The following is a 16,365-nucleotide window of genomic DNA, read 5'->3' as shown; positions in this document are numbered from 1 at the left end:
ATAATGTTTGGAGGGAAAATAGATGCGCGTAAACGTTACATTAGCTTGCACTGAAACTGGTGACCGTAATTACATTACAACTAAAAACAAGCGTAATAACCCAGATCGTCTTGAGTTAAAAAAATACAGCCCAAGACTTAAAAAAGTTACACTTCATCGTGAAACAAAGTAAGCAGTAGGAGTACAATCCTGCTGTTTTTTTTATAGGGGGGAATTAAAATGAAATCTCATCTGCGCAAAGAGATGAAGCGCGTTCTTAATTTAATTTCTGAAGAGCAGCACGAGGCACATTCAACGAGCATAGCAAATGCACTGTATGAAACTTGTTTATGGAAAGAGGCTAGAGTCATTGCAGCTACGGTTTCAAGAAATAAAGAAGTTAATACGAAAGCCATCATTGAACGGGCTTGGAAAGATGGAAAGAAAGTAGCTGTTCCAAAATGCAACCCCACAACATCTCAAATGGTTTTCTACGAGATTACGAATTTTTCACAGCTTGAAACAGTGTACTACGGGTTAGCCGAACCAATTGTTGAAGAAACGGTTCCCGTTTCAAAATCTTCAATTGATTTACTCCTTGTGCCTGGCGTGGTATATAGCAAGAATGGATATCGTATCGGCTATGGAGGCGGCTATTACGATCGTTATTTAACAGATTATACCGGACAGAAGCTAAGCCTTGCGTTTGATTGTCAAGTCGTTTCAGAGGTTCCATATGAATCTCATGATATTCCCGTTGAATATATTTTGACAGAGAAGGAGCTTATTTGCTGTGAATCCGTTTGATGCTGTCATGATAATCGTGATATTACTCATGGCAGGAGCGGGCTACATAGCAAAAGCACTGACAGTATCGGGAGCCTGCATGTCTTTCATCGTAGGAGCGAGCGTTTATATCGGTTTTTCGCTTCAAGGTTTTTTACTCTTACTCTTATTTTTTAGCACTTCTACGTTGTGTAGTAAGTATAAAAAAGAAAAAAAACGCGCATTAGAAGAAAAGCTAGAGAAGCACGACAGGCGAGATTACATTCAAGTCCTTGCTAATGGAGGTGTAGCTGCTGCTTGCGGTTTGTTATATGCTGCAACAGCTTTGCCTGTTTACATGTGGATGTTTATGATTAGTATCTCAGCTGCTAATGCTGACACATGGGCATCTGAAATAGGGTCTCTTAGTAAGAAGCCGCCGTTTTACATTTGGACGTTAAAGAGAGTAGAAGCGGGTACTTCAGGAGCCGTTTCACTTTTAGGTACAGCAGCCGGAGCAGCCGGAACTTTTCTTATTGCTGCCGCTTGTTATTTTGCTTTTCCATCCGTATCGCTGAGTAGTATATTGCTAGTTGGGTGCTTTGGTTTTATTGGAAACGCTATAGACACTCTTCTTGGAGCAAGTGTGCAAGTTCGCTTTCGCTGTCAAAGCTGCGGTATTGAAACGGAACGGAAAGATCATTGCGGCAAGCCAACCGTAAAAGAAAAAGGAATAACGTTCTTTAACAATGATGTTGTGAATCTTGCCGCTATTTTGCTTGCTGCTTTTACAGGCGGAATCCTTATCCTGCTTTTACCTATATAAGAGCATAAAATGTTCGTCATAGGAGCAAAGTAAACGTAAGGAGGCTTGAAAATGAGACATATTGTATTAGTACTTACGCTTTTAGTTGTTGGAACGCTGGGCTACCAAATGAGATACCGTGTTTTAAATTCGCTGTTTGGAAATTCATTTATCCGCAGTCTAGCTGTTCGTTCATTTTTTAATTTGCCGTTTGTTCGGGATCGTTTAATGAAGCAGGTCTTCCGCTAAGAGCGAAAGATACATAAAAAACACCTTACAGACATGTAAGGTGTTTTTTCGTAGAAAAAGAAAAAGGGAAAATCGTTGCTTTTTTCCTGGCTTTCTGCCATCTTTACATATAGAGAGTGTGAGGAGGTGACTATTTGTCTAGGCAAGATTTTTATTATTTGCAGGTGGCACAGCAATTGCTTGGCCATTCTTCATATGAGCTGATTTCGATGAAAGCTGATGCTTCAGAGCTATGGTTTCAATCTCACTATCGCAAAGATAAGTCAATAATCCGCATAGTCCGCCGTAATTTCAAATCAGTCGTTGAGCAGCAAAAAGATGTACTGTATGCATTACAAAGAGCTGAGAATGTGCGAAAGCAGAGCGGTAAATCAACGCTTACTCTTAACACAATTTACTTTGCTGATTTTGATCCTTTTTATACAGAGCAGTCCTTAGAGAGTGCGCCGAGTCCCTCTAAAGTGAATAGTTATGTTGAACAACTAACGGCAGAGAAAGCAAGCGCTTATGAACCTCTATTCGAACGGCTGGGTCTTACATTAGAAAGCGCAGACAATTTCTCTTCCGAAGAAGAAGCTCAGCGGATAGAACAGTGGAAACATAAAATTGTGCTTTTTGTGCAGAAAAAACAAAGCGAAGAACAGCAAATAGCTGGATACGGAAAGCCTATTTTTACATATATATTTTTAGCGATGCAAATCTTAATGTTTCTATTTCTGGAGTGGAAAAGCAGTACGCAAAATACGCTCACTCTGATTCAATACGGAGCTAAATATAACCCCTTAATTATAGAAGGCGAATGGTGGCGTTTTTTTACACCTATAATTTTGCATATAGGACTTCTGCATTTGCTTATGAATAGTGTAGCCCTGTATTATTTAGGAACGCTTGTAGAGAGGATATATGGCAGCGGGCGTTTTGTCTTTATTTATATATTTGCCGGGTTTGCAGGATCTCTAGGAAGTTTTATATGGAATACGTCTATTTCCGCAGGAGCCTCAGGGGCCATTTTCGGTTGCTTTGGAGCTTTACTGTTTTTAGCAAGAACAAATCCACGCTTCTTTTTTCGAACAATGGGATCGAGTTTCATTGTCATCATTGTGATTAACTTGATTTTTGGATTTGTTGCGCCGAACGTCGATAATGCAGGGCATATTGGCGGTTTGGTTGGCGGATTTTTAGCTGCAAGCATCGTCAGTTTACCGAAACAAAAAAAGCTGTATATTCAGATTCCGGCTTTCATTTGCACGCTTTTATTAGTAGGAAGTCTGCTTTTTTATGGATATCATGAGCGTTCTGTTTATCAAGATGAGCCATATGCACTCAGCGTAGCGGCTACGTATCTTCAGCAGAAGCAGTATGAAGAAGCAAAAGACGCCATCAAGCTTTTTATTGAAAAAGGGACAAGCAATAGTGACATATATTTTATCAGTGCTAGCGCAGAACTTTATCTTGAAAATTATAAAGAAGCTAAACAGCAATTGAATCAGGCTGTAAAGTATGATTCAACTTTTCATGAGGCGTATTACTATTTAGCTTTGGTGAATATAAAACTGAACGATATTTCAGCGGCCACACAAAATATCGACAAAGCAATTGCGCTTGAACCACAAAGTAAAAAATATGAAAAGCTGAAGCAACAGCTAGAAAATTAAAACTGTTGAATGACGAATTTAATATTTTATACTTTACTATTGTGAGAACGTTTACTAGAATATTAATATGTAGACCTAGCAGTGGGCGTTAAATACGGCCGCTGTTTATGACTGAATGACTGTTGAGTTATCTCAAAATAAATGAATCATATCACCTAGAAAATAGGATAAAGGTGACAGAATGAATACGTTATATGATGTACAACAATTATTAAAGTCCTTCGGCATTTTTATATACGTAGGCGATCGTACTGCTGATTTAGAGCTGATGGAAGCGGAAGTAAAAGAATTATATCAGTCTAATTTGATTGATGTACGTGATTACCAAATGGCAATTCTTTTGCTTCGTCGAGAGTTAAAACAACAAAAAGAGAAAAAGGATGAATGAACATGGATGACAAATGGTTAGTTGGAGTTGATTTAGGCGGTACAACAATAAAAATGGCCTTTATTAATCATTATGGAGAAATCATTCACAAGTGGGAAATTAATACGGATGTGAGCGAGCAAGGCCGTAAAATTCCAACAGATATTGCAAAAGCAATTGATAAAAAGTTAAACGATCTTGGAGAAGTAAAGTCAAGGTTGGTAGGAATTGGTATTGGTGCACCGGGGCCTGTCAACTTTGCAAACGGTTCGATTGAAGTAGCTGTCAATTTAGGTTGGGAAAAATTCCCTATCAAAGATATCTTGGAAGTAGAAACTTCTCTTCCTGTTGTAGTAGACAATGATGCAAACATTGCAGCCATTGGAGAAATGTGGAAAGGTGCTGGAGACGGAGCAAAAGATTTGCTGTGCGTTACGCTTGGCACAGGTGTTGGCGGCGGTGTCATTGCCAACGGTGAAATTGTACAAGGCGTAAATGGAGCCGCTGGTGAGATCGGGCACATTACTTCTATTCCTGAAGGCGGAGCACCGTGTAACTGCGGCAAAACCGGCTGTTTAGAAACAATCGCTTCAGCAACTGGAATTGTACGTTTAACAATGGAAGAATTAACGGAAACGGACAAACCAAGTGAGCTTCGCACAGTGTTAGAACAAAATGGACAAGTTACATCTAAAGATGTATTTGATGCAGCTCGTTCAAAAGACGAGTTAGCGATGCATGTTGTAGATAAAGTTGCCTTTCATTTAGGTCTAGCACTAGCAAACTCTGCTAATGCATTAAACCCTGAGAAAATCGTTCTAGGCGGCGGTGTGTCTCGTGCAGGCGAGGTATTACTTGCACCGGTAAGAGGTTATTTCAAACGTTTTGCATTTCCTCGCGTAGCACAAGGTGCTGAACTAGCAATCGCTACTTTAGGAAACGATGCGGGAATTATTGGAGGAGCTTGGTTAGTTAAATCTTATTTTGAATAATAAGCAAGAATCTAACTGAGATAAAAAAGCGCTTTGACTAAATGTCAAAGCGCTTTTTTATCATGCATCTTTTCAATCTTTACATATACATAGTGTAAAGGAGTGAAGATTATGCGAATTATAGATATCCAAAAGCCTTACGATTACAAGCGAACCATAAAAGACATACAAACACTTTTGACTTATTATCCCTATGGTTCTCTTGAATGGATAGGGTGCAGCGTGCTTGGAAAGCCGATTCCTCATATTTTAATTGGAAACGGAAAGAGAAAGGTTCATATCAATGCGTCGTTTCATGCTAATGAATGGATTACGACAAATGTTCTTCTACAGTTTATGGAAGATTATTTAGCTGCTCTTCATTATGATCAGGCGTTGAACGGGCAAGATTCAAGAGCTCTTTTTAATCAAATTACGCTTTCTGCAGTTCCAATTGTTAACCCAGACGGAGTAGATCTGGTCTTAAAAGGTCCTGGTGTAGGCGAACCTTATGCGTCTTTTCTTTCTAAAATAGGGAGAGATTTTCCGGATTTTCAAAGCTGGAAAGCAAATATCCGAGGGGTGGACTTAAACAATCAGTTTCCGGCTTATTGGGAAATCGAAAAAAAGCGTAAAGAACCTAAAGCGCCGCATTATCGAGATTTTCCAGGCTATGAATCTCTCTCTGAACCTGAAGCTCAGGCAATGGTAAAACTCGTTGAGCGTCATGATTTTGATTGTGTGATTGCTTTACATACCCAAGGAGAAGAATTTTATTGGGGGTATATGAATGAAGAGCCTGAGGAAGCAGAGGAAATAGCAAGCTATTTTGAAAGGGTAAGCGGTTATAAAGCTGTCAAAACGATTGATAGTCACGCGGGATTTAAGGATTGGTTTATTTTAGAAAAGAAAAAGCTGGGGTTCACCCTAGAATTGGGAAAAGGGATTAATCCGCTGCCTTTATCTCAAATATCGCGCGTATATAATCCGACTAAAGCTATTTTAGTTGCGGCAATGGATTATCTGTCTATTTAAAAAGCCACGCAAAGCATATGCTTTGCATGGCTTTTTTAATGATGTACCGCCGGATAACCGTGATGTATGATGGTCATCACGGTAAACCATCCGAATACACCGAATGTTAGTACCGAAAAACCAATGCCTAATATGTTTTTATTTCTCAAAGATGAAATAGCTGCAAATACGCCTAGCAATGTTGTTAGTGCAAAAATAATCATAAGACCCACTCGAAGAAACCTCCTTTAGGTAACTTAAAATTAAAGCGCTATCATTAGCTTATCCCTTCAATTGTAAAACTTTTCTAACCGTTTGTCGAGATGAAAACCAATCTTTCTTTTGCTTCTTTGGCTTAGAAAGGTCCTTACTTTCATTTATAAGATGATGTGTGTATGATAATGCATATAACGGAAATAAATTTACACAAGGAGGACACATTATGAACTATCATCGTATACCGCTAGGACCTATTCAAACGAATTGTTATGTCGTTGCTAACGAAAAAAAAGAATGTTTAATTTTTGATCCGGGAGCTCAGGGAAAACAGCTCGTTGAATTTCTCGAAAAACAAACGTATAAACCATTAGCTATTTTGCTGACACACGCTCATTTCGATCACATTGGAGGAGTAGATGAGGTGATGAATCACTACTCTATCCCGCTTTATGTACATAAAAACGAAAAAGAATGGCTTCATAATAGTGACTTAAACGGGTCGAAATTTTTTGACCTAGGAGAAATTACAGCTCCAGATGCAACCGATATTATTTCATCAGAAGGCAATTTAACAATCGGTTCATTCCAATTTGAGGTGTATGAAACGCCTGGTCATTCTCCTGGCAGCGTTTCATATTATTTCAAACCGGGTAACTTTGTAGTATCTGGTGACGCGCTTTTTGCAGGCGGCATCGGGCGCACAGATTTACCTGGAGGTAATCAAGCTCAGCTGTTAGAAAGCATCGAATCGAAATTGCTGTCCCTTCCAGAAGATACGCTTGTACTAAGCGGTCACGGACCTGAAACAACTGTGGGACACGAAATGGATCAAAATCCTTTTCTAAATGGGTTTTAAGAATACAAAAAGCGATGGAAGCCCATCGCTTTTCTCTTTACTGTCCTGGTGTCATCATAAAAGTTGACCAGTACGTGAACCCCACAAAAAAGACGGTCAAATATGCTCCAAAAACGTAAATGTACATTCTTTCAGACAGCTTTAAATAACTAAGAATTACAAAAAAACCTGTTTGAGCTAAAAAGAGTAAAGAAGTCTTATGCATGTGACCGAGGTAAAACATTACAGTGAAAATTGCTGTCCAGAACCCCATTACACGGTACATTCGTTCCACGTCCATTTCCTCCTTTATCAAACTTAGTTAGTGTCATGATGAATGTCATCGCTGTGTAAGCACTAGAAAGCACTTATGAAACTATATCGATACTTTTCCATTATAATACATCCTTTCTTTCCTGAAAACGCTATCTTTTCCTTGAAATACGACAGAAGAAAAAAAGTTATACAAAACGTATGCAAAATACTATACAAAGGTTATACAAAACGTGTACAATGTATATAAACAATCTATAACTAAAAAACGGGAGGGTTTCATATGGAAGAAATTAAATTTTATACGTACCCGAGCTGTACATCATGTCGTAAAACGAAAAAGTGGCTAGTGAAGGAAGATGTAAATTTTAAAGAGCGTCATTTATTTAGAGAAACACCTACTCATAAAGAAATGCTTGAACTTCTTTCTATGACAACAGAAGGGATGGATGAACTTCTTGCTAAAAGAAGTCAGGAATATAAAAAGTTAAATGTTGATGTGGACAGCATGACGTTATCACAAGTAGTCAATCTATTAATTGAACATCCTCGTTTGCTTCGCCGCCCCATTTTAACGGATGGCAAAAAGCTTGTAGTAGGTTATAACGAATCTGCACTTAAAAATTTGGTCAAGAAAAAAACAAGTCTTGCGTCTCTAGTTGTGTAAGCATACATGATGAAGAAGCTCAATTCAGTAAATAACGAATAAAACGACAGCGTAGAGTTTTACATCACGTTGTCTTTTTTTATGTAATCCTTTAGAGGTGTACAGAAGTTGTACATCGTGTACAAGGACTGAAGCGAAGAAAAGAAGCGTATACGAAAAAAATTATAAAAAATGAAAAAAGAAGGAGGGAAATCTCGAAAAAGGTCGAAATTACTGTTTCTAGGTGTTTTAAGAATCATCTTCATTACAAATAAAGGAGTGATGATCGTTTGACCGAAATTGAACAGTTTGCTACTTACGTTATACGAGATGCATGTGAGTGTCGAAGTTCTGATGTGCATATTGTGCCCCGAAAGAAAGATGCTGTGATTCAGCTGCGAATTGACCAGGAGCTTATTTTAAAGAGGGTTATTTCAAAGGAAATGTCTGAACGGCTCATTTCGCATTTTAAATTTTTAGGGGGAATGGATATTGGGGAGCGCAGAAAACCTCAAAATGGTGCATTGACCACTTCCGTTGATCACTATCAAGTAAATTTGCGTTTATCAACTCTTCCTACTTCTCATGATGAAAGTCTTGTTATTCGGCTTTTGCCTCATCAACAATCTACCTCTCTCAAACATTTATCTCTTTTTCCTGAACATACTAAAAAGCTTATTTCTCTCTTGAAATTCTCTCATGGATTAATTATTTTTACCGGTCCTACAGGATCAGGTAAAACCACTACTCTATATACTCTTTTACACGAAGTAAAGCACCTTTTTAATCGAAATGTTATTACACTAGAAGATCCTATTGAAAAACCGAGTGAAACCGTGCTTCAAGTGCAGGTAAATGAACGCGCAGGGATTACGTATACGACTGGTTTAAAAGCTATATTGCGCCATGATCCAGACATTATCATGGTGGGAGAAATAAGAGATAGTGAGACCGCCAAAATTGCTGTGAGAGCAGCGCTTACCGGACACTTGGTTTTGACAACGATGCATACTAAAGATACAAAAGGATCTTTGTACAGGCTGCTTGAGTTTGGCGTTAGCTTTCAAGAAATGGAGCAGACTCTTGTAGCAGTAGCTGCACAGCGTCTTGTAGAAATTCGCTGTCCGCTGTGTTCGGGAAAATGCCACCCTGCTTGTAAAAAAATGAGGAAGCATCGTCAGTCCAGCATATACGAATTGCTTTATGGCAAGGAGCTTAGCGCAGTGATGAGAGAAGTGAAAGGAGAAAATGCGGATTATGATTATAAGACGCTCCGAGATGTTATTCTAAAAGGAATCGCGCTAGGCTATTTATATCCGCATTCGCTAGACGGATGGGGGTAAAGACAAATAGACAAAAAAGGTGGTCTCTGGCTCAGCAAGCAAAAATTCTTAAGCAGGTCTCCAAGCTCTTAGAAAAAGGCTACACTCTTTCTCAAGCTCTTTCATTTTTGACGTTTCAAGTATCTAACAAAGAAAAAACGGATATTGAAAAATGTCTTGAGCAGTTAAAACGAGGAGAATCTTTGCACGATGCTTTTGTTAAACTTCAGTTTCACCGTGATATTTTAAGCTATTTATATTTTGCAGAACAGCATGGAAACCTTCAATTTGCTTTAAAAGAAAGTAGCTCAATGATTGAAGAAAAAGTAAGGCATCGTAAAAAATTTCAAAAGCTTGTCCAATATCCCGTATTGCTACTGCTGTTTATTCTTTCCATTTTATTTGTTTTAAGTACGGTTTTACTTCCACAGTTTGAAGCTCTGTACTTATCCTTTGGAAACAAGCAGTCTTCGTTTATCCTTCTATTTATGCAGGCGATGTCGTTCTTTCCTTTTGTGTTACCTGCAGTCATCAGTATGCCAATCATCCTGTATTTGTTTTATGTGATTTACATTAAAAAATTGCCTCCAGTAGTTCAGATGCAGCTCTTTATGAGAGTTCCCGTTATCCGAACGTTCACACGGCTATTTAACTCGTACTTTTTTTCTGTTCATATGAGCAATTTACTAAATGGTGGTTTATCTATTTATGAATGCTTTGCTCTTTTTCAAAAGCAAGAGCATCATCCATTTTTTCAAGTGGAAGCTTTTGCTTTTACAGATCAACTTTCCTCAGGAATGCGATTAGATCATATCATTTCAGGTAAATCTCATTATGAAAAAGACTTGGCTCATGTTATTGTTCATGGCCAGCAAAACGGTGAGCTTTCTCAAGAACTGTATGATTACAGTCTATTTATGATGGAAAGAATGGAACAGTTTATTTTTCGTATTTTAAAATATGTACAGCCGCTTACATTCTTATTCATCGGAATTGTCATTCTGCTTATGTATATGTCCGTTATGCTTCCGATGTTAGAAGTGATGTCGAGCTTGTAGAAAGGTGAAAGAATATGATTCTAAAAGGTGATAAAGGATTTACCCTTATTGAAATGCTCATTGTTATGCTCGTTATTACCGTGCTTTTGCTCATAATGATTCCAAATGTATTAAAGCATAATACGGTTATTAACAATAAAGGCTGCTCAGCTCTTGTCAAAACCGTAGAGGCTGAGGTACAAGTATACGAACTTGAAAATGGCGAAAAACCGAGTCTAGAAGAGCTTGAAGCAGGAGGCTACTTAAAAGAAGGCACCGTGTGTCCAAATGGGCAAGCTATTCAAATTGACGGTACCGGAAAGGTTACAGCTAGTGGTTCTTCTTAAGCAAAAAGGATTTACCCTCATTGAGATGCTGATGGTTTTATTTATTGTGCAAGTGATGATGTTTTCCATTATCGTAGCCATTCGACCGCTTGTGGAATATTACAAAATCACACTATTCTTGCGACAGCTGCAAAGCGACACGTTTTATGTGCAGCAGACAGCCATGAACCGAGAATCTCCAATTAAAATTAACTTCGCACCGAAGGGAACAGAATATATTATTTCTGATTCTCGTGCCGTTCTTTATAAGCGCGCCTATGACTCCACCATTCATATCACGTTTGGAAGCGGCAATTCCACGATACAATACAACAAAAACGGCAATATTTCTCAGGCAAAGACCATTTTTATCAGCAATCAAAAATTTAAATATAAAGTTACTTTTCAAATAGGCAGAGGGCGTTTTTATGTGGACAAGATGTAAGGGTCAGCAGGGCTACACCTTGTTAGAAATGCTTGTTTCATTTAGCATGCTTTTACTCCTAACCGGTACAATTATTCCTTTGTATGTTCAGATGAAGGAAGCAGAAAAGAAGCAATATGTTTCGTATCAAGCTGATGCTATCTTGCACGAAGAGCTATTGAAATATAAATATGAAGCAGGATATAAACGGCGAGAAAAAATCGTAAAAGAAAACGTTGCATTTTATCTGAAGTGGTACGGAGAAAGTGCTCAAAAGCTTTGTGTAGAATGGACAGATTCCGCTGAGAAAATGAAAAAGAAGTGTGATGTGATGTTGAAGTGAAAAGGGAAAAAGGCTTTACGCTTGTAGAGATGTTAGTCAGTTTTACTCTTTTTTTAATTATTGTTTCATTTTTCCCCATTATCATTCCGCTAGCTAAGCAAACATATAATCCGGACTTTAGTATGAATGAAATGGAGTGGGAAATTTTTGTGAATCAACTTGCTATAGAATATCGAGAAGCAAAAGAAGTGGGAATTCATGCGACTACGCTTACGTTGAAAATGGAAAATAATCAGATCATCACTTATGAACGCTACGACGACAAGATAAGAAGACGAGTGGATGAAAGTGGTCATGAAGTGGTGCTGCAGCACATTAAGAATATTATGTATGAACAGCAAAAAGAAAGGCTGTTGATTCGTTCAACAGACGGTGTTAACAAAGTTAGAGAAGAAACCATTACAACGTTTTTGATGCTTGCTCATGAAACATAATGAGCAAGGATTTATTCTCCCGGTCGTTTTGGCATTTTGTGCGCTTTTTCTTCTGTTAGTAGCTCAGCAAACCACTTATTTTGTGACGAAAAGTTCATTTTATCAAGAAGTAGAGCAGAAAAATCGTCTGCAGCATCTTTTAGAAAACGCGGTGGTACATGTAAAAAAAGAAATAAAAGAACATAATAAATCTCCATCTGCATCTTTAGTATTAGAAACTGGTACGGTTTCATACGAAGTAGTAAGTGAAGATGAACAGATGATCATCTTAAAAATAAAATGTCAAACATTGCAAGGAAGAGCATTGACGGAAACGGCATATATTCAAAAAAAGGATCAGCACATTGTGAAGTGGACGGATTAAGTCTCTTTCTCTCCGGATATAATAGTGCTGAGGAGATGATTATATGAAAACGAATGATTATGTAAAATATATGACTCAGCAATTTGTACAATATATGGATCAGCCAAAAGAAGAGAGGAAAACGAAAAAGATTCAAAAAAAAGAAGAGCGAGCACCTTTTGCAAACAGATGGTTTGGAATGATTCCGCTGTCGTTTATGCTGTGGTACCGAAAGAAAAAAGAAAGATGAGCATATCATATGCTCATCTTTTTTTAACCGGCTTGTGTTTTATTAAATTGACGAGACATCGTTTCGGGCGATATGTAAAATAAGCCACCGTTTATAAACTTAAATAAGATAGTCGGTTCGTACAGCTCTTGAAGCGCTGTTTTCTCTGTCACATATATTTCTGGGAGCTCTTCCGCTGTTTCATAAAAATGATCAAGAAGCGCTAAGTCTTCATACCATCTTTCCTGTGCTTTTTCTGCCCATTCAGTCGGTTGAGTTTTAACGTAGTCAGTCACATATGATGTGAGTCGCGCAATCGCACTTTTCGGTTTAATAAAAGGTGAAAGAGTAAAGCAATAGTCCGAGATTTTAGATGACAAATTTTGATTAATGATTAATTCATGAAATGATTCAATGATTTGTCCATTGATTAAATTAATGCCAAGCGACAAGAGCTCGTCTTTTTTACGATCACATTTGTACGAGACTTTAATATTTAACGCAAGCCAAGGATGTAAAGGCTGATTTGTTGGCTGAGCTGATGAAACTTGTTCATACAAGTGAATAAATCCGCCTAGCTTTTGAGTAGAAGCGAAAATTTGATGCAGCCTAGGTGAGCCAAAATGAATTCGTTCTCCTTGAACAGAATCATCTTCAAACGCTGGGTCTGTAATGAAAGTGAGTGAAGCAGGATTTGCTTCTCCGCCTGTCTTTTCAACATAATGCCAATAAAATGGACGATTCATCAACTCTTTGTCAAGTTCGATCGTTAATTGAACCGTTAGATAAGATGGTGTTTCTGTGACAATAGAACAATTATTAGCTAGAAAGTAACGCTTTAAAAATTGATGAATGTCAGTTTGCTGCATGCTGATCCTCCTCGCTGTCTTCGTATTGAATAATAGACGTCAAGTTCTCCATTTTGATTTTTATTTCTCCTTCACTCCGTGAATGAAATAAAATATCCTGAATATGCTCTTCGATATTTTTTAAATCAAGCTTTGTTAAAATATCATCTAACTCTCCAACAACTCGTTCAAAAAGGTTTATTTTTTCGTATAACAATTTTAAAATATGTTCTTCGACCGTATGTTGAATGGCTAAATTGTAAATGTGAACATCATGTTTTTGACCTAAACGATGGACCCTTCCAATCCGCTGTTCTAGACGCATTGGATTCCACGGTAGATCATAGTTAATGATATGATGACAAAACTGAAGGTTGATTCCTTCTCCGCCCGCTTCAGTGGCAATAAATACTTGCGCGTGGCTTTCAAAAAGCTGCTTCATCCAGTCTTTTTTACCTCGCTTAAATCCGCCTCTAAACGGTACAGAGGTAATTCCATGCTGTTTTAAATACCACTGTAAATACAGTTGAGTTGCTCTGTACTCAGTGAAAATAATGACTTTGTCATCAATTTTTTGAACGAGCTCTAGCACTTTTTCTGCTTTTGCATTTTGCGGTACTTGCTGAAGTAGTTCCATTAACGGAGTAATCATATGTTCCGTTAATGCGCTGTTTTGATCTTCCTGACGTTCCAGCATGTTTTTTAATGTCATATATACCGCTTCGCGGCTGCTGCAGGCCTCTCGCTGCAGAGTTAAAATTGAAAAAGCGCTTGAAGGGTGCAGTCCGTTTCCTTTAAAAGACGTAATCGCATCGTATAGCTCGCGTTCTTTTGGCGAGAATTCAACAGGAATGGTTTGAACAATTCGCTTCGTCCATTCGATACCCGTATCGTGGCGGCGATTTCGAATCATAACTTTGTTAACAAGCTCTTTTAAGTGTTCATCGTTTTGCAAAGAACGTTTTTTAGCGGAAAATAATTCTTCGAAATAGTCTTTATTGCCGAGATGGCCAGGCTTTAAAAGAGAGACTAAGTTAAAAATTTCTTCAATTCGATTTTGAATCGGTGTTGCGGTTAGCAACAGACAAAATTTCTTTTTTAGACTTTGCACAAATTCATAGTTTTTTGTTTTGTTGTTTTTAAGTTTATGAGCTTCATCAATGATGATGAGGTCGTAGTCTTGTTCTAGCACAATTTCTCGATGAGGAGAACGTTTTGCTGTATCAATTGAAGACACAACGATGTCACACTGATCCCACACATATGATTTTCTTTGAGGGACCGCGGGAATATAAAATTTTTGATTCAATTCCATAGCCCACTGTGAAACAAGCGAAGCTGGAACTAAAATGAGAACTTTTTTAACAAGCCCGCGAATCATATATTCCTTCAAAATTAACCCTGCTTCAATCGTTTTCCCTAGTCCTACTTCATCTGCTAAAATGGCTTTCCCATTCATTGTTTCGACTACTTGTTTGGCTACTTCGAGCTGATGAGGAAGCGGCGTTAAATCGGCTAGATGTTTTGGGCTTTGTAGTCCTTCAAATTCTGAGATAAGCGTTTGGTCTTCTATTTCATAGGCAAGTTTATACAAATCCCATGCAGACCAAGGGCCGTCTTGCTCCAATTTAGTTGAGAAGGCTGCTTCCCATGTTTCATCGATGTTTAATTTCACTTTCATGATAAAAATGCTCCTTTGTAAAAAATTTTTATTGAACAAATGATAAGAATCAGGTAGGATAAAAATATATTTAGAAAATTTGAAAAAGAAAATAGATTAGCACTTTACAAATGATTGTGTGAATAAAGATAGATACATCTTTCAGTAGTATGCCCAACTTTACCAACTTTATAGAAGCGAATGACGACACGGGGAGAGACTACTTGAATGTAGCGCCGAAGGAGCAAGCAATAAAATTGTGAATCTCTCAGGCAAAAAGACTCTTGTTTGACGCAGCTCTGGAGAGTGTCTATGCGTTTATAGACCACCCACGAGGCAAACCTATTCGTTTATAGGTAAACTTTCAGGTGAAAAGGACAGAGACTTCCTACTAAATACAGTAGGGGGTTTTCTGTCCTTTTTTGTTTGGATACATAGTGATCCCCACACTATTTGAAAACTCCCCGTTATGAAAAGTTTCACGTGAAAAAGAGGAGGACATAAATATGACAACAGAATTACACAAAACGCCGCTTTATGATATCTATCAAAAATATGGTGCCAAAACAATTGATTTTGGAGGATGGGCTCTTCCCGTTCAATTTTCTTCTATTAAAGAAGAGCATGAAGCTGTACGTACAAAGGCAGGTCTTTTTGATGTCTCTCATATGGGAGAAATTCTTGTAACAGGAGCTGATAGCTTAGCTTTTCTTCAGCACACGATGACAAATGACGTTTCTACCCTTGTAGATGGAAAAGCACAGTATACAGCTATGTGTTATGAAGACGGAGGCACGGTAGATGATTTGCTGATTTATAAAAAAGCAGATCAAGAGTATTTGCTAGTCGTAAACGCTGCTAATATTCAAAAAGACTATGAGTGGCTAGTGTCTCACAAACAAGGAGATGTAACGCTCGTTAATCAATCTGATGAAACTGCGCAGCTAGCTTTACAAGGTCCTTTAGCAGAAAAAGTTTTACAAACTTTAACGAACGAAAATTTATCTTCCTTAAAGCCATTTACATTTGCTGATGATGTAGAAGTAGCGAATGTAAAAGCTCTCGTTTCACGTACTGGATATACCGGAGAAGATGGCTTTGAAATTTATTGTTCTTCAGCTGACGCCTCTCACTTGTGGACGGCTATTTTAGAAGCAGGCAGTGACGAAGGTGTGTTGCCCTGCGGGTTAGGAGCTCGCGATACGCTTCGTTTTGAAGCTACTTTGGCTTTATATGGCCAGGAGCTTTCAAAAGATATTACGCCCATTGAAGCTCGAATTGGATTTGCAGTGAAAACGAGCAAAGACAGCTTTATTGGAAAAGAAGTGTTAAAAGAACAGCGTGAAAGCGGAGCGTCCCGTAAGTTAGTGGGAATTGAGATGATTGATAAAGGTATACCACGACACGGTTACGAAGTATTTGCAGGTGAAGAACAAATTGGATTTGTGACAACAGGAACACAGTCACCTACACTAAAGAAAAACATCGGTTTAGCGCTATTATCAGCAGAATATTCAGAGCTTGGTCAAGAAGTGGAAGTGCAGGTTCGAAAAAAACGCTTAAAAGCAAAAGTGGTTTCAACACCTTTTTATAAACGTTCAAAGTAAGCTTTGGGGAGGAA

At 38.2% G+C, this 16,365-nt stretch carries 23 protein-coding genes and 1 riboswitch; of the genes, 19 read left to right on the top strand and 4 right to left on the bottom strand.

What is annotated here, in order from left to right:
- The first annotated feature begins 22 nt into the window (after positions 1–22).
- From rpmG to LJY09_RS22250, 8 genes are all read left to right on the top strand, one after another.
- A complete protein-coding gene (gene rpmG, locus LJY09_RS22285) occupies positions 23–172 on the top strand; it encodes a 50S ribosomal protein L33 (protein ID WP_013059189.1) in 150 nt (49 codons plus the stop codon).
- 47 nt (positions 173–219) lie between these two features.
- Entirely contained in the window at positions 220–786 is a 567-nt protein-coding gene (locus LJY09_RS22280) for a 5-formyltetrahydrofolate cyclo-ligase (RefSeq protein ID WP_028411620.1), read from the top strand.
- Positions 773–1,570: a DUF92 domain-containing protein gene (locus LJY09_RS22275; protein ID WP_028411619.1), complete on the top strand. Its 798-nt coding sequence runs from the start codon at positions 773–775 to the stop codon at positions 1,568–1,570. The genes LJY09_RS22280 and LJY09_RS22275 overlap by 14 nt, the downstream gene beginning before the upstream one ends.
- Positions 1,571–1,621: 51 nt before the next feature.
- Positions 1,622–1,798: a hypothetical protein gene (locus LJY09_RS22270; protein WP_013059186.1), complete on the top strand. Its 177-nt coding sequence runs from the start codon at positions 1,622–1,624 to the stop codon at positions 1,796–1,798.
- Between the two features lie 134 nt (positions 1,799–1,932).
- Entirely contained in the window at positions 1,933–3,453 is a 1,521-nt protein-coding gene (locus LJY09_RS22265) for a rhomboid family protein (protein WP_028411618.1), read from the top strand.
- A gap of 181 nt (positions 3,454–3,634) precedes the next feature.
- Positions 3,635–3,841, top strand: coding sequence for a YqgQ family protein (locus LJY09_RS22260; RefSeq protein ID WP_028411617.1), 207 nt, complete (start codon positions 3,635–3,637; stop codon positions 3,839–3,841).
- A 2-nt stretch (positions 3,842–3,843) separates the two neighbouring features.
- The gene (locus tag LJY09_RS22255) at positions 3,844–4,812 is read left to right on the top strand and encodes an ROK family glucokinase (protein WP_098112947.1); all 969 of its coding nucleotides are present in this window, start codon (positions 3,844–3,846) and stop codon (positions 4,810–4,812) included.
- Between the two features lie 111 nt (positions 4,813–4,923).
- Positions 4,924–5,826 (top strand): M14 family metallopeptidase, encoded by a 903-nt coding sequence (locus LJY09_RS22250; protein ID WP_028411615.1) that lies wholly within the window; start codon positions 4,924–4,926, stop codon positions 5,824–5,826.
- Positions 5,827–5,861: 35 nt separating this feature from the next.
- Here the strand turns inward: LJY09_RS22250 and LJY09_RS22245 are convergent, their stop codons facing one another.
- Positions 5,862–6,038: a DUF2759 domain-containing protein gene (locus LJY09_RS22245; protein ID WP_028411614.1), complete on the bottom strand. Its 177-nt coding sequence runs from the start codon at positions 6,036–6,038 to the stop codon at positions 5,862–5,864.
- A gap of 209 nt (positions 6,039–6,247) precedes the next feature.
- Here LJY09_RS22245 and LJY09_RS22240 point away from each other — a divergent pair, with 209 nt between their 5' ends.
- Positions 6,248–6,880: an MBL fold metallo-hydrolase gene (locus LJY09_RS22240; protein WP_028411613.1), complete on the top strand. Its 633-nt coding sequence runs from the start codon at positions 6,248–6,250 to the stop codon at positions 6,878–6,880.
- Positions 6,881–6,917: 37 nt separating this feature from the next.
- Here LJY09_RS22240 and LJY09_RS22235 read toward each other — a convergent pair whose 3' ends face one another.
- Positions 6,918–7,154 carry a DUF2626 domain-containing protein gene (locus LJY09_RS22235; protein WP_013059179.1) on the bottom strand — a complete coding sequence of 79 codons (237 nt, stop codon included), beginning with the start codon at positions 7,152–7,154 and terminating at the stop codon, positions 6,918–6,920.
- A 261-nt stretch (positions 7,155–7,415) separates the two neighbouring features.
- Between LJY09_RS22235 and LJY09_RS22230 the strand changes: the two genes are divergently transcribed.
- The 9 genes from LJY09_RS22230 to LJY09_RS22190 all read left to right on the top strand — a co-directional run bounded on the left by LJY09_RS22230 (position 7,416) and on the right by LJY09_RS22190 (position 12,257).
- Positions 7,416–7,799: a Spx/MgsR family RNA polymerase-binding regulatory protein gene (locus LJY09_RS22230; protein ID WP_028411612.1), complete on the top strand. Its 384-nt coding sequence runs from the start codon at positions 7,416–7,418 to the stop codon at positions 7,797–7,799.
- 269 nt (positions 7,800–8,068) lie between these two features.
- Entirely contained in the window at positions 8,069–9,121 is a 1,053-nt protein-coding gene (comGA, locus tag LJY09_RS22225) for a competence type IV pilus ATPase ComGA (protein ID WP_028411611.1), read from the top strand.
- Positions 9,112–10,158 carry a competence type IV pilus assembly protein ComGB gene (comGB, locus tag LJY09_RS22220; protein WP_014458228.1) on the top strand — a complete coding sequence of 349 codons (1,047 nt, stop codon included), beginning with the start codon at positions 9,112–9,114 and terminating at the stop codon, positions 10,156–10,158. The genes comGA and comGB overlap by 10 nt, the downstream gene beginning before the upstream one ends.
- Before the next feature lie 14 nt (positions 10,159–10,172).
- Positions 10,173–10,484 (top strand): competence type IV pilus major pilin ComGC, encoded by a 312-nt coding sequence (gene comGC / locus LJY09_RS22215; RefSeq protein WP_013059175.1) that lies wholly within the window; start codon positions 10,173–10,175, stop codon positions 10,482–10,484.
- Complete coding sequence (gene comGD / locus LJY09_RS22210; RefSeq protein WP_226554895.1) at positions 10,426–10,908, top strand: competence type IV pilus minor pilin ComGD; 483 nt, start codon at positions 10,426–10,428, stop codon at positions 10,906–10,908. The genes comGC and comGD overlap by 59 nt, the downstream gene beginning before the upstream one ends.
- Positions 10,892–11,230 (top strand): type II secretion system protein, encoded by a 339-nt coding sequence (locus LJY09_RS22205; protein WP_028411610.1) that lies wholly within the window; start codon positions 10,892–10,894, stop codon positions 11,228–11,230. The genes comGD and LJY09_RS22205 overlap by 17 nt, the downstream gene beginning before the upstream one ends.
- On the top strand, positions 11,227–11,664 hold the full coding sequence (gene comGF / locus LJY09_RS22200; protein WP_014458231.1) for a competence type IV pilus minor pilin ComGF: 438 nt from the start codon (positions 11,227–11,229) through the stop codon (positions 11,662–11,664). The genes LJY09_RS22205 and comGF overlap by 4 nt, the downstream gene beginning before the upstream one ends.
- A complete protein-coding gene (gene comGG / locus LJY09_RS22195) occupies positions 11,654–12,028 on the top strand; it encodes a competence type IV pilus minor pilin ComGG (protein ID WP_013059171.1) in 375 nt (124 codons plus the stop codon). Before comGF ends, comGG begins: the two co-directional genes overlap by 11 nt.
- A 43-nt stretch (positions 12,029–12,071) precedes the next feature.
- A complete protein-coding gene (locus tag LJY09_RS22190; RefSeq protein ID WP_013059170.1) occupies positions 12,072–12,257 on the top strand; it encodes a YqzE family protein in 186 nt (61 codons plus the stop codon).
- Positions 12,258–12,280: 23 nt separating this feature from the next.
- Here LJY09_RS22190 and LJY09_RS22185 read toward each other — a convergent pair whose 3' ends face one another.
- The gene (locus LJY09_RS22185) at positions 12,281–13,105 is read right to left on the bottom strand and encodes a YqhG family protein (RefSeq protein WP_014458232.1); all 825 of its coding nucleotides are present in this window, start codon (positions 13,103–13,105) and stop codon (positions 12,281–12,283) included.
- The gene (locus tag LJY09_RS22180; protein WP_014458233.1) at positions 13,092–14,765 is read right to left on the bottom strand and encodes a DEAD/DEAH box helicase; all 1,674 of its coding nucleotides are present in this window, start codon (positions 14,763–14,765) and stop codon (positions 13,092–13,094) included. Before LJY09_RS22180 ends, LJY09_RS22185 begins: the two co-directional genes overlap by 14 nt.
- A gap of 180 nt (positions 14,766–14,945) precedes the next feature.
- A riboswitch (glycine riboswitch) is annotated at positions 14,946–15,038 on the top strand.
- 212 nt (positions 15,039–15,250) lie between these two features.
- On the opposite strand from LJY09_RS22180, the gene gcvT reads away from it, so the two are divergent.
- A complete protein-coding gene (gene gcvT / locus LJY09_RS22175; RefSeq protein ID WP_154989694.1) occupies positions 15,251–16,351 on the top strand; it encodes a glycine cleavage system aminomethyltransferase GcvT in 1,101 nt (366 codons plus the stop codon).
- The last annotated feature ends 14 nt before the right edge of the window (positions 16,352–16,365 follow it).

This window comes from Priestia sp. J2 (assembly GCF_020790095.1).
GTDB classification, from domain to species: domain Bacteria; phylum Bacillota; class Bacilli; order Bacillales; family Bacillaceae_H; genus Priestia; species Priestia zanthoxyli.
This window is presented reverse-complemented; position numbering and strand designations above follow the sequence as displayed.

Excerpts from the sequence above, each read along its gene's own strand:
- LJY09_RS22205 (WP_028411610.1), top strand. The coding sequence starts at position 10,892 with ATGTGGACAAGATGTAAGGGTCAGCAGGGCTACACCTTGTTAGAAATG.
- LJY09_RS22240 (WP_028411613.1), top strand. The coding sequence starts at position 6,248 with ATGAACTATCATCGTATACCGCTAGGACCTATTCAAACGAATTGTTAT.
- LJY09_RS22190 (WP_013059170.1), top strand. The coding sequence starts at position 12,072 with ATGAAAACGAATGATTATGTAAAATATATGACTCAGCAATTTGTACAA.
- LJY09_RS22230 (WP_028411612.1), top strand. The coding sequence starts at position 7,416 with ATGGAAGAAATTAAATTTTATACGTACCCGAGCTGTACATCATGTCGT.
- LJY09_RS22255 (WP_098112947.1), top strand. The coding sequence starts at position 3,844 with ATGGATGACAAATGGTTAGTTGGAGTTGATTTAGGCGGTACAACAATA.
- comGG (WP_013059171.1), top strand. The coding sequence starts at position 11,654 with ATGAAACATAATGAGCAAGGATTTATTCTCCCGGTCGTTTTGGCATTT.
- LJY09_RS22280 (WP_028411620.1), top strand. The coding sequence starts at position 220 with ATGAAATCTCATCTGCGCAAAGAGATGAAGCGCGTTCTTAATTTAATT.
- LJY09_RS22185 (WP_014458232.1), bottom strand. The coding sequence starts at position 13,105 with ATGCAGCAAACTGACATTCATCAATTTTTAAAGCGTTACTTTCTAGCT.
- LJY09_RS22270 (WP_013059186.1), top strand. The coding sequence starts at position 1,622 with ATGAGACATATTGTATTAGTACTTACGCTTTTAGTTGTTGGAACGCTG.
- comGC (WP_013059175.1), top strand. The coding sequence starts at position 10,173 with ATGATTCTAAAAGGTGATAAAGGATTTACCCTTATTGAAATGCTCATT.
- LJY09_RS22180 (WP_014458233.1), bottom strand. The coding sequence starts at position 14,765 with ATGAAAGTGAAATTAAACATCGATGAAACATGGGAAGCAGCCTTCTCA.
- gcvT (WP_154989694.1), top strand. The coding sequence starts at position 15,251 with ATGACAACAGAATTACACAAAACGCCGCTTTATGATATCTATCAAAAA.
- comGD (WP_226554895.1), top strand. The coding sequence starts at position 10,426 with ATGGGCAAGCTATTCAAATTGACGGTACCGGAAAGGTTACAGCTAGTG.
- comGB (WP_014458228.1), top strand. The coding sequence starts at position 9,112 with ATGGGGGTAAAGACAAATAGACAAAAAAGGTGGTCTCTGGCTCAGCAA.
- LJY09_RS22250 (WP_028411615.1), top strand. The coding sequence starts at position 4,924 with ATGCGAATTATAGATATCCAAAAGCCTTACGATTACAAGCGAACCATA.
- rpmG (WP_013059189.1), top strand. The coding sequence starts at position 23 with ATGCGCGTAAACGTTACATTAGCTTGCACTGAAACTGGTGACCGTAAT.
- LJY09_RS22260 (WP_028411617.1), top strand. The coding sequence starts at position 3,635 with ATGAATACGTTATATGATGTACAACAATTATTAAAGTCCTTCGGCATT.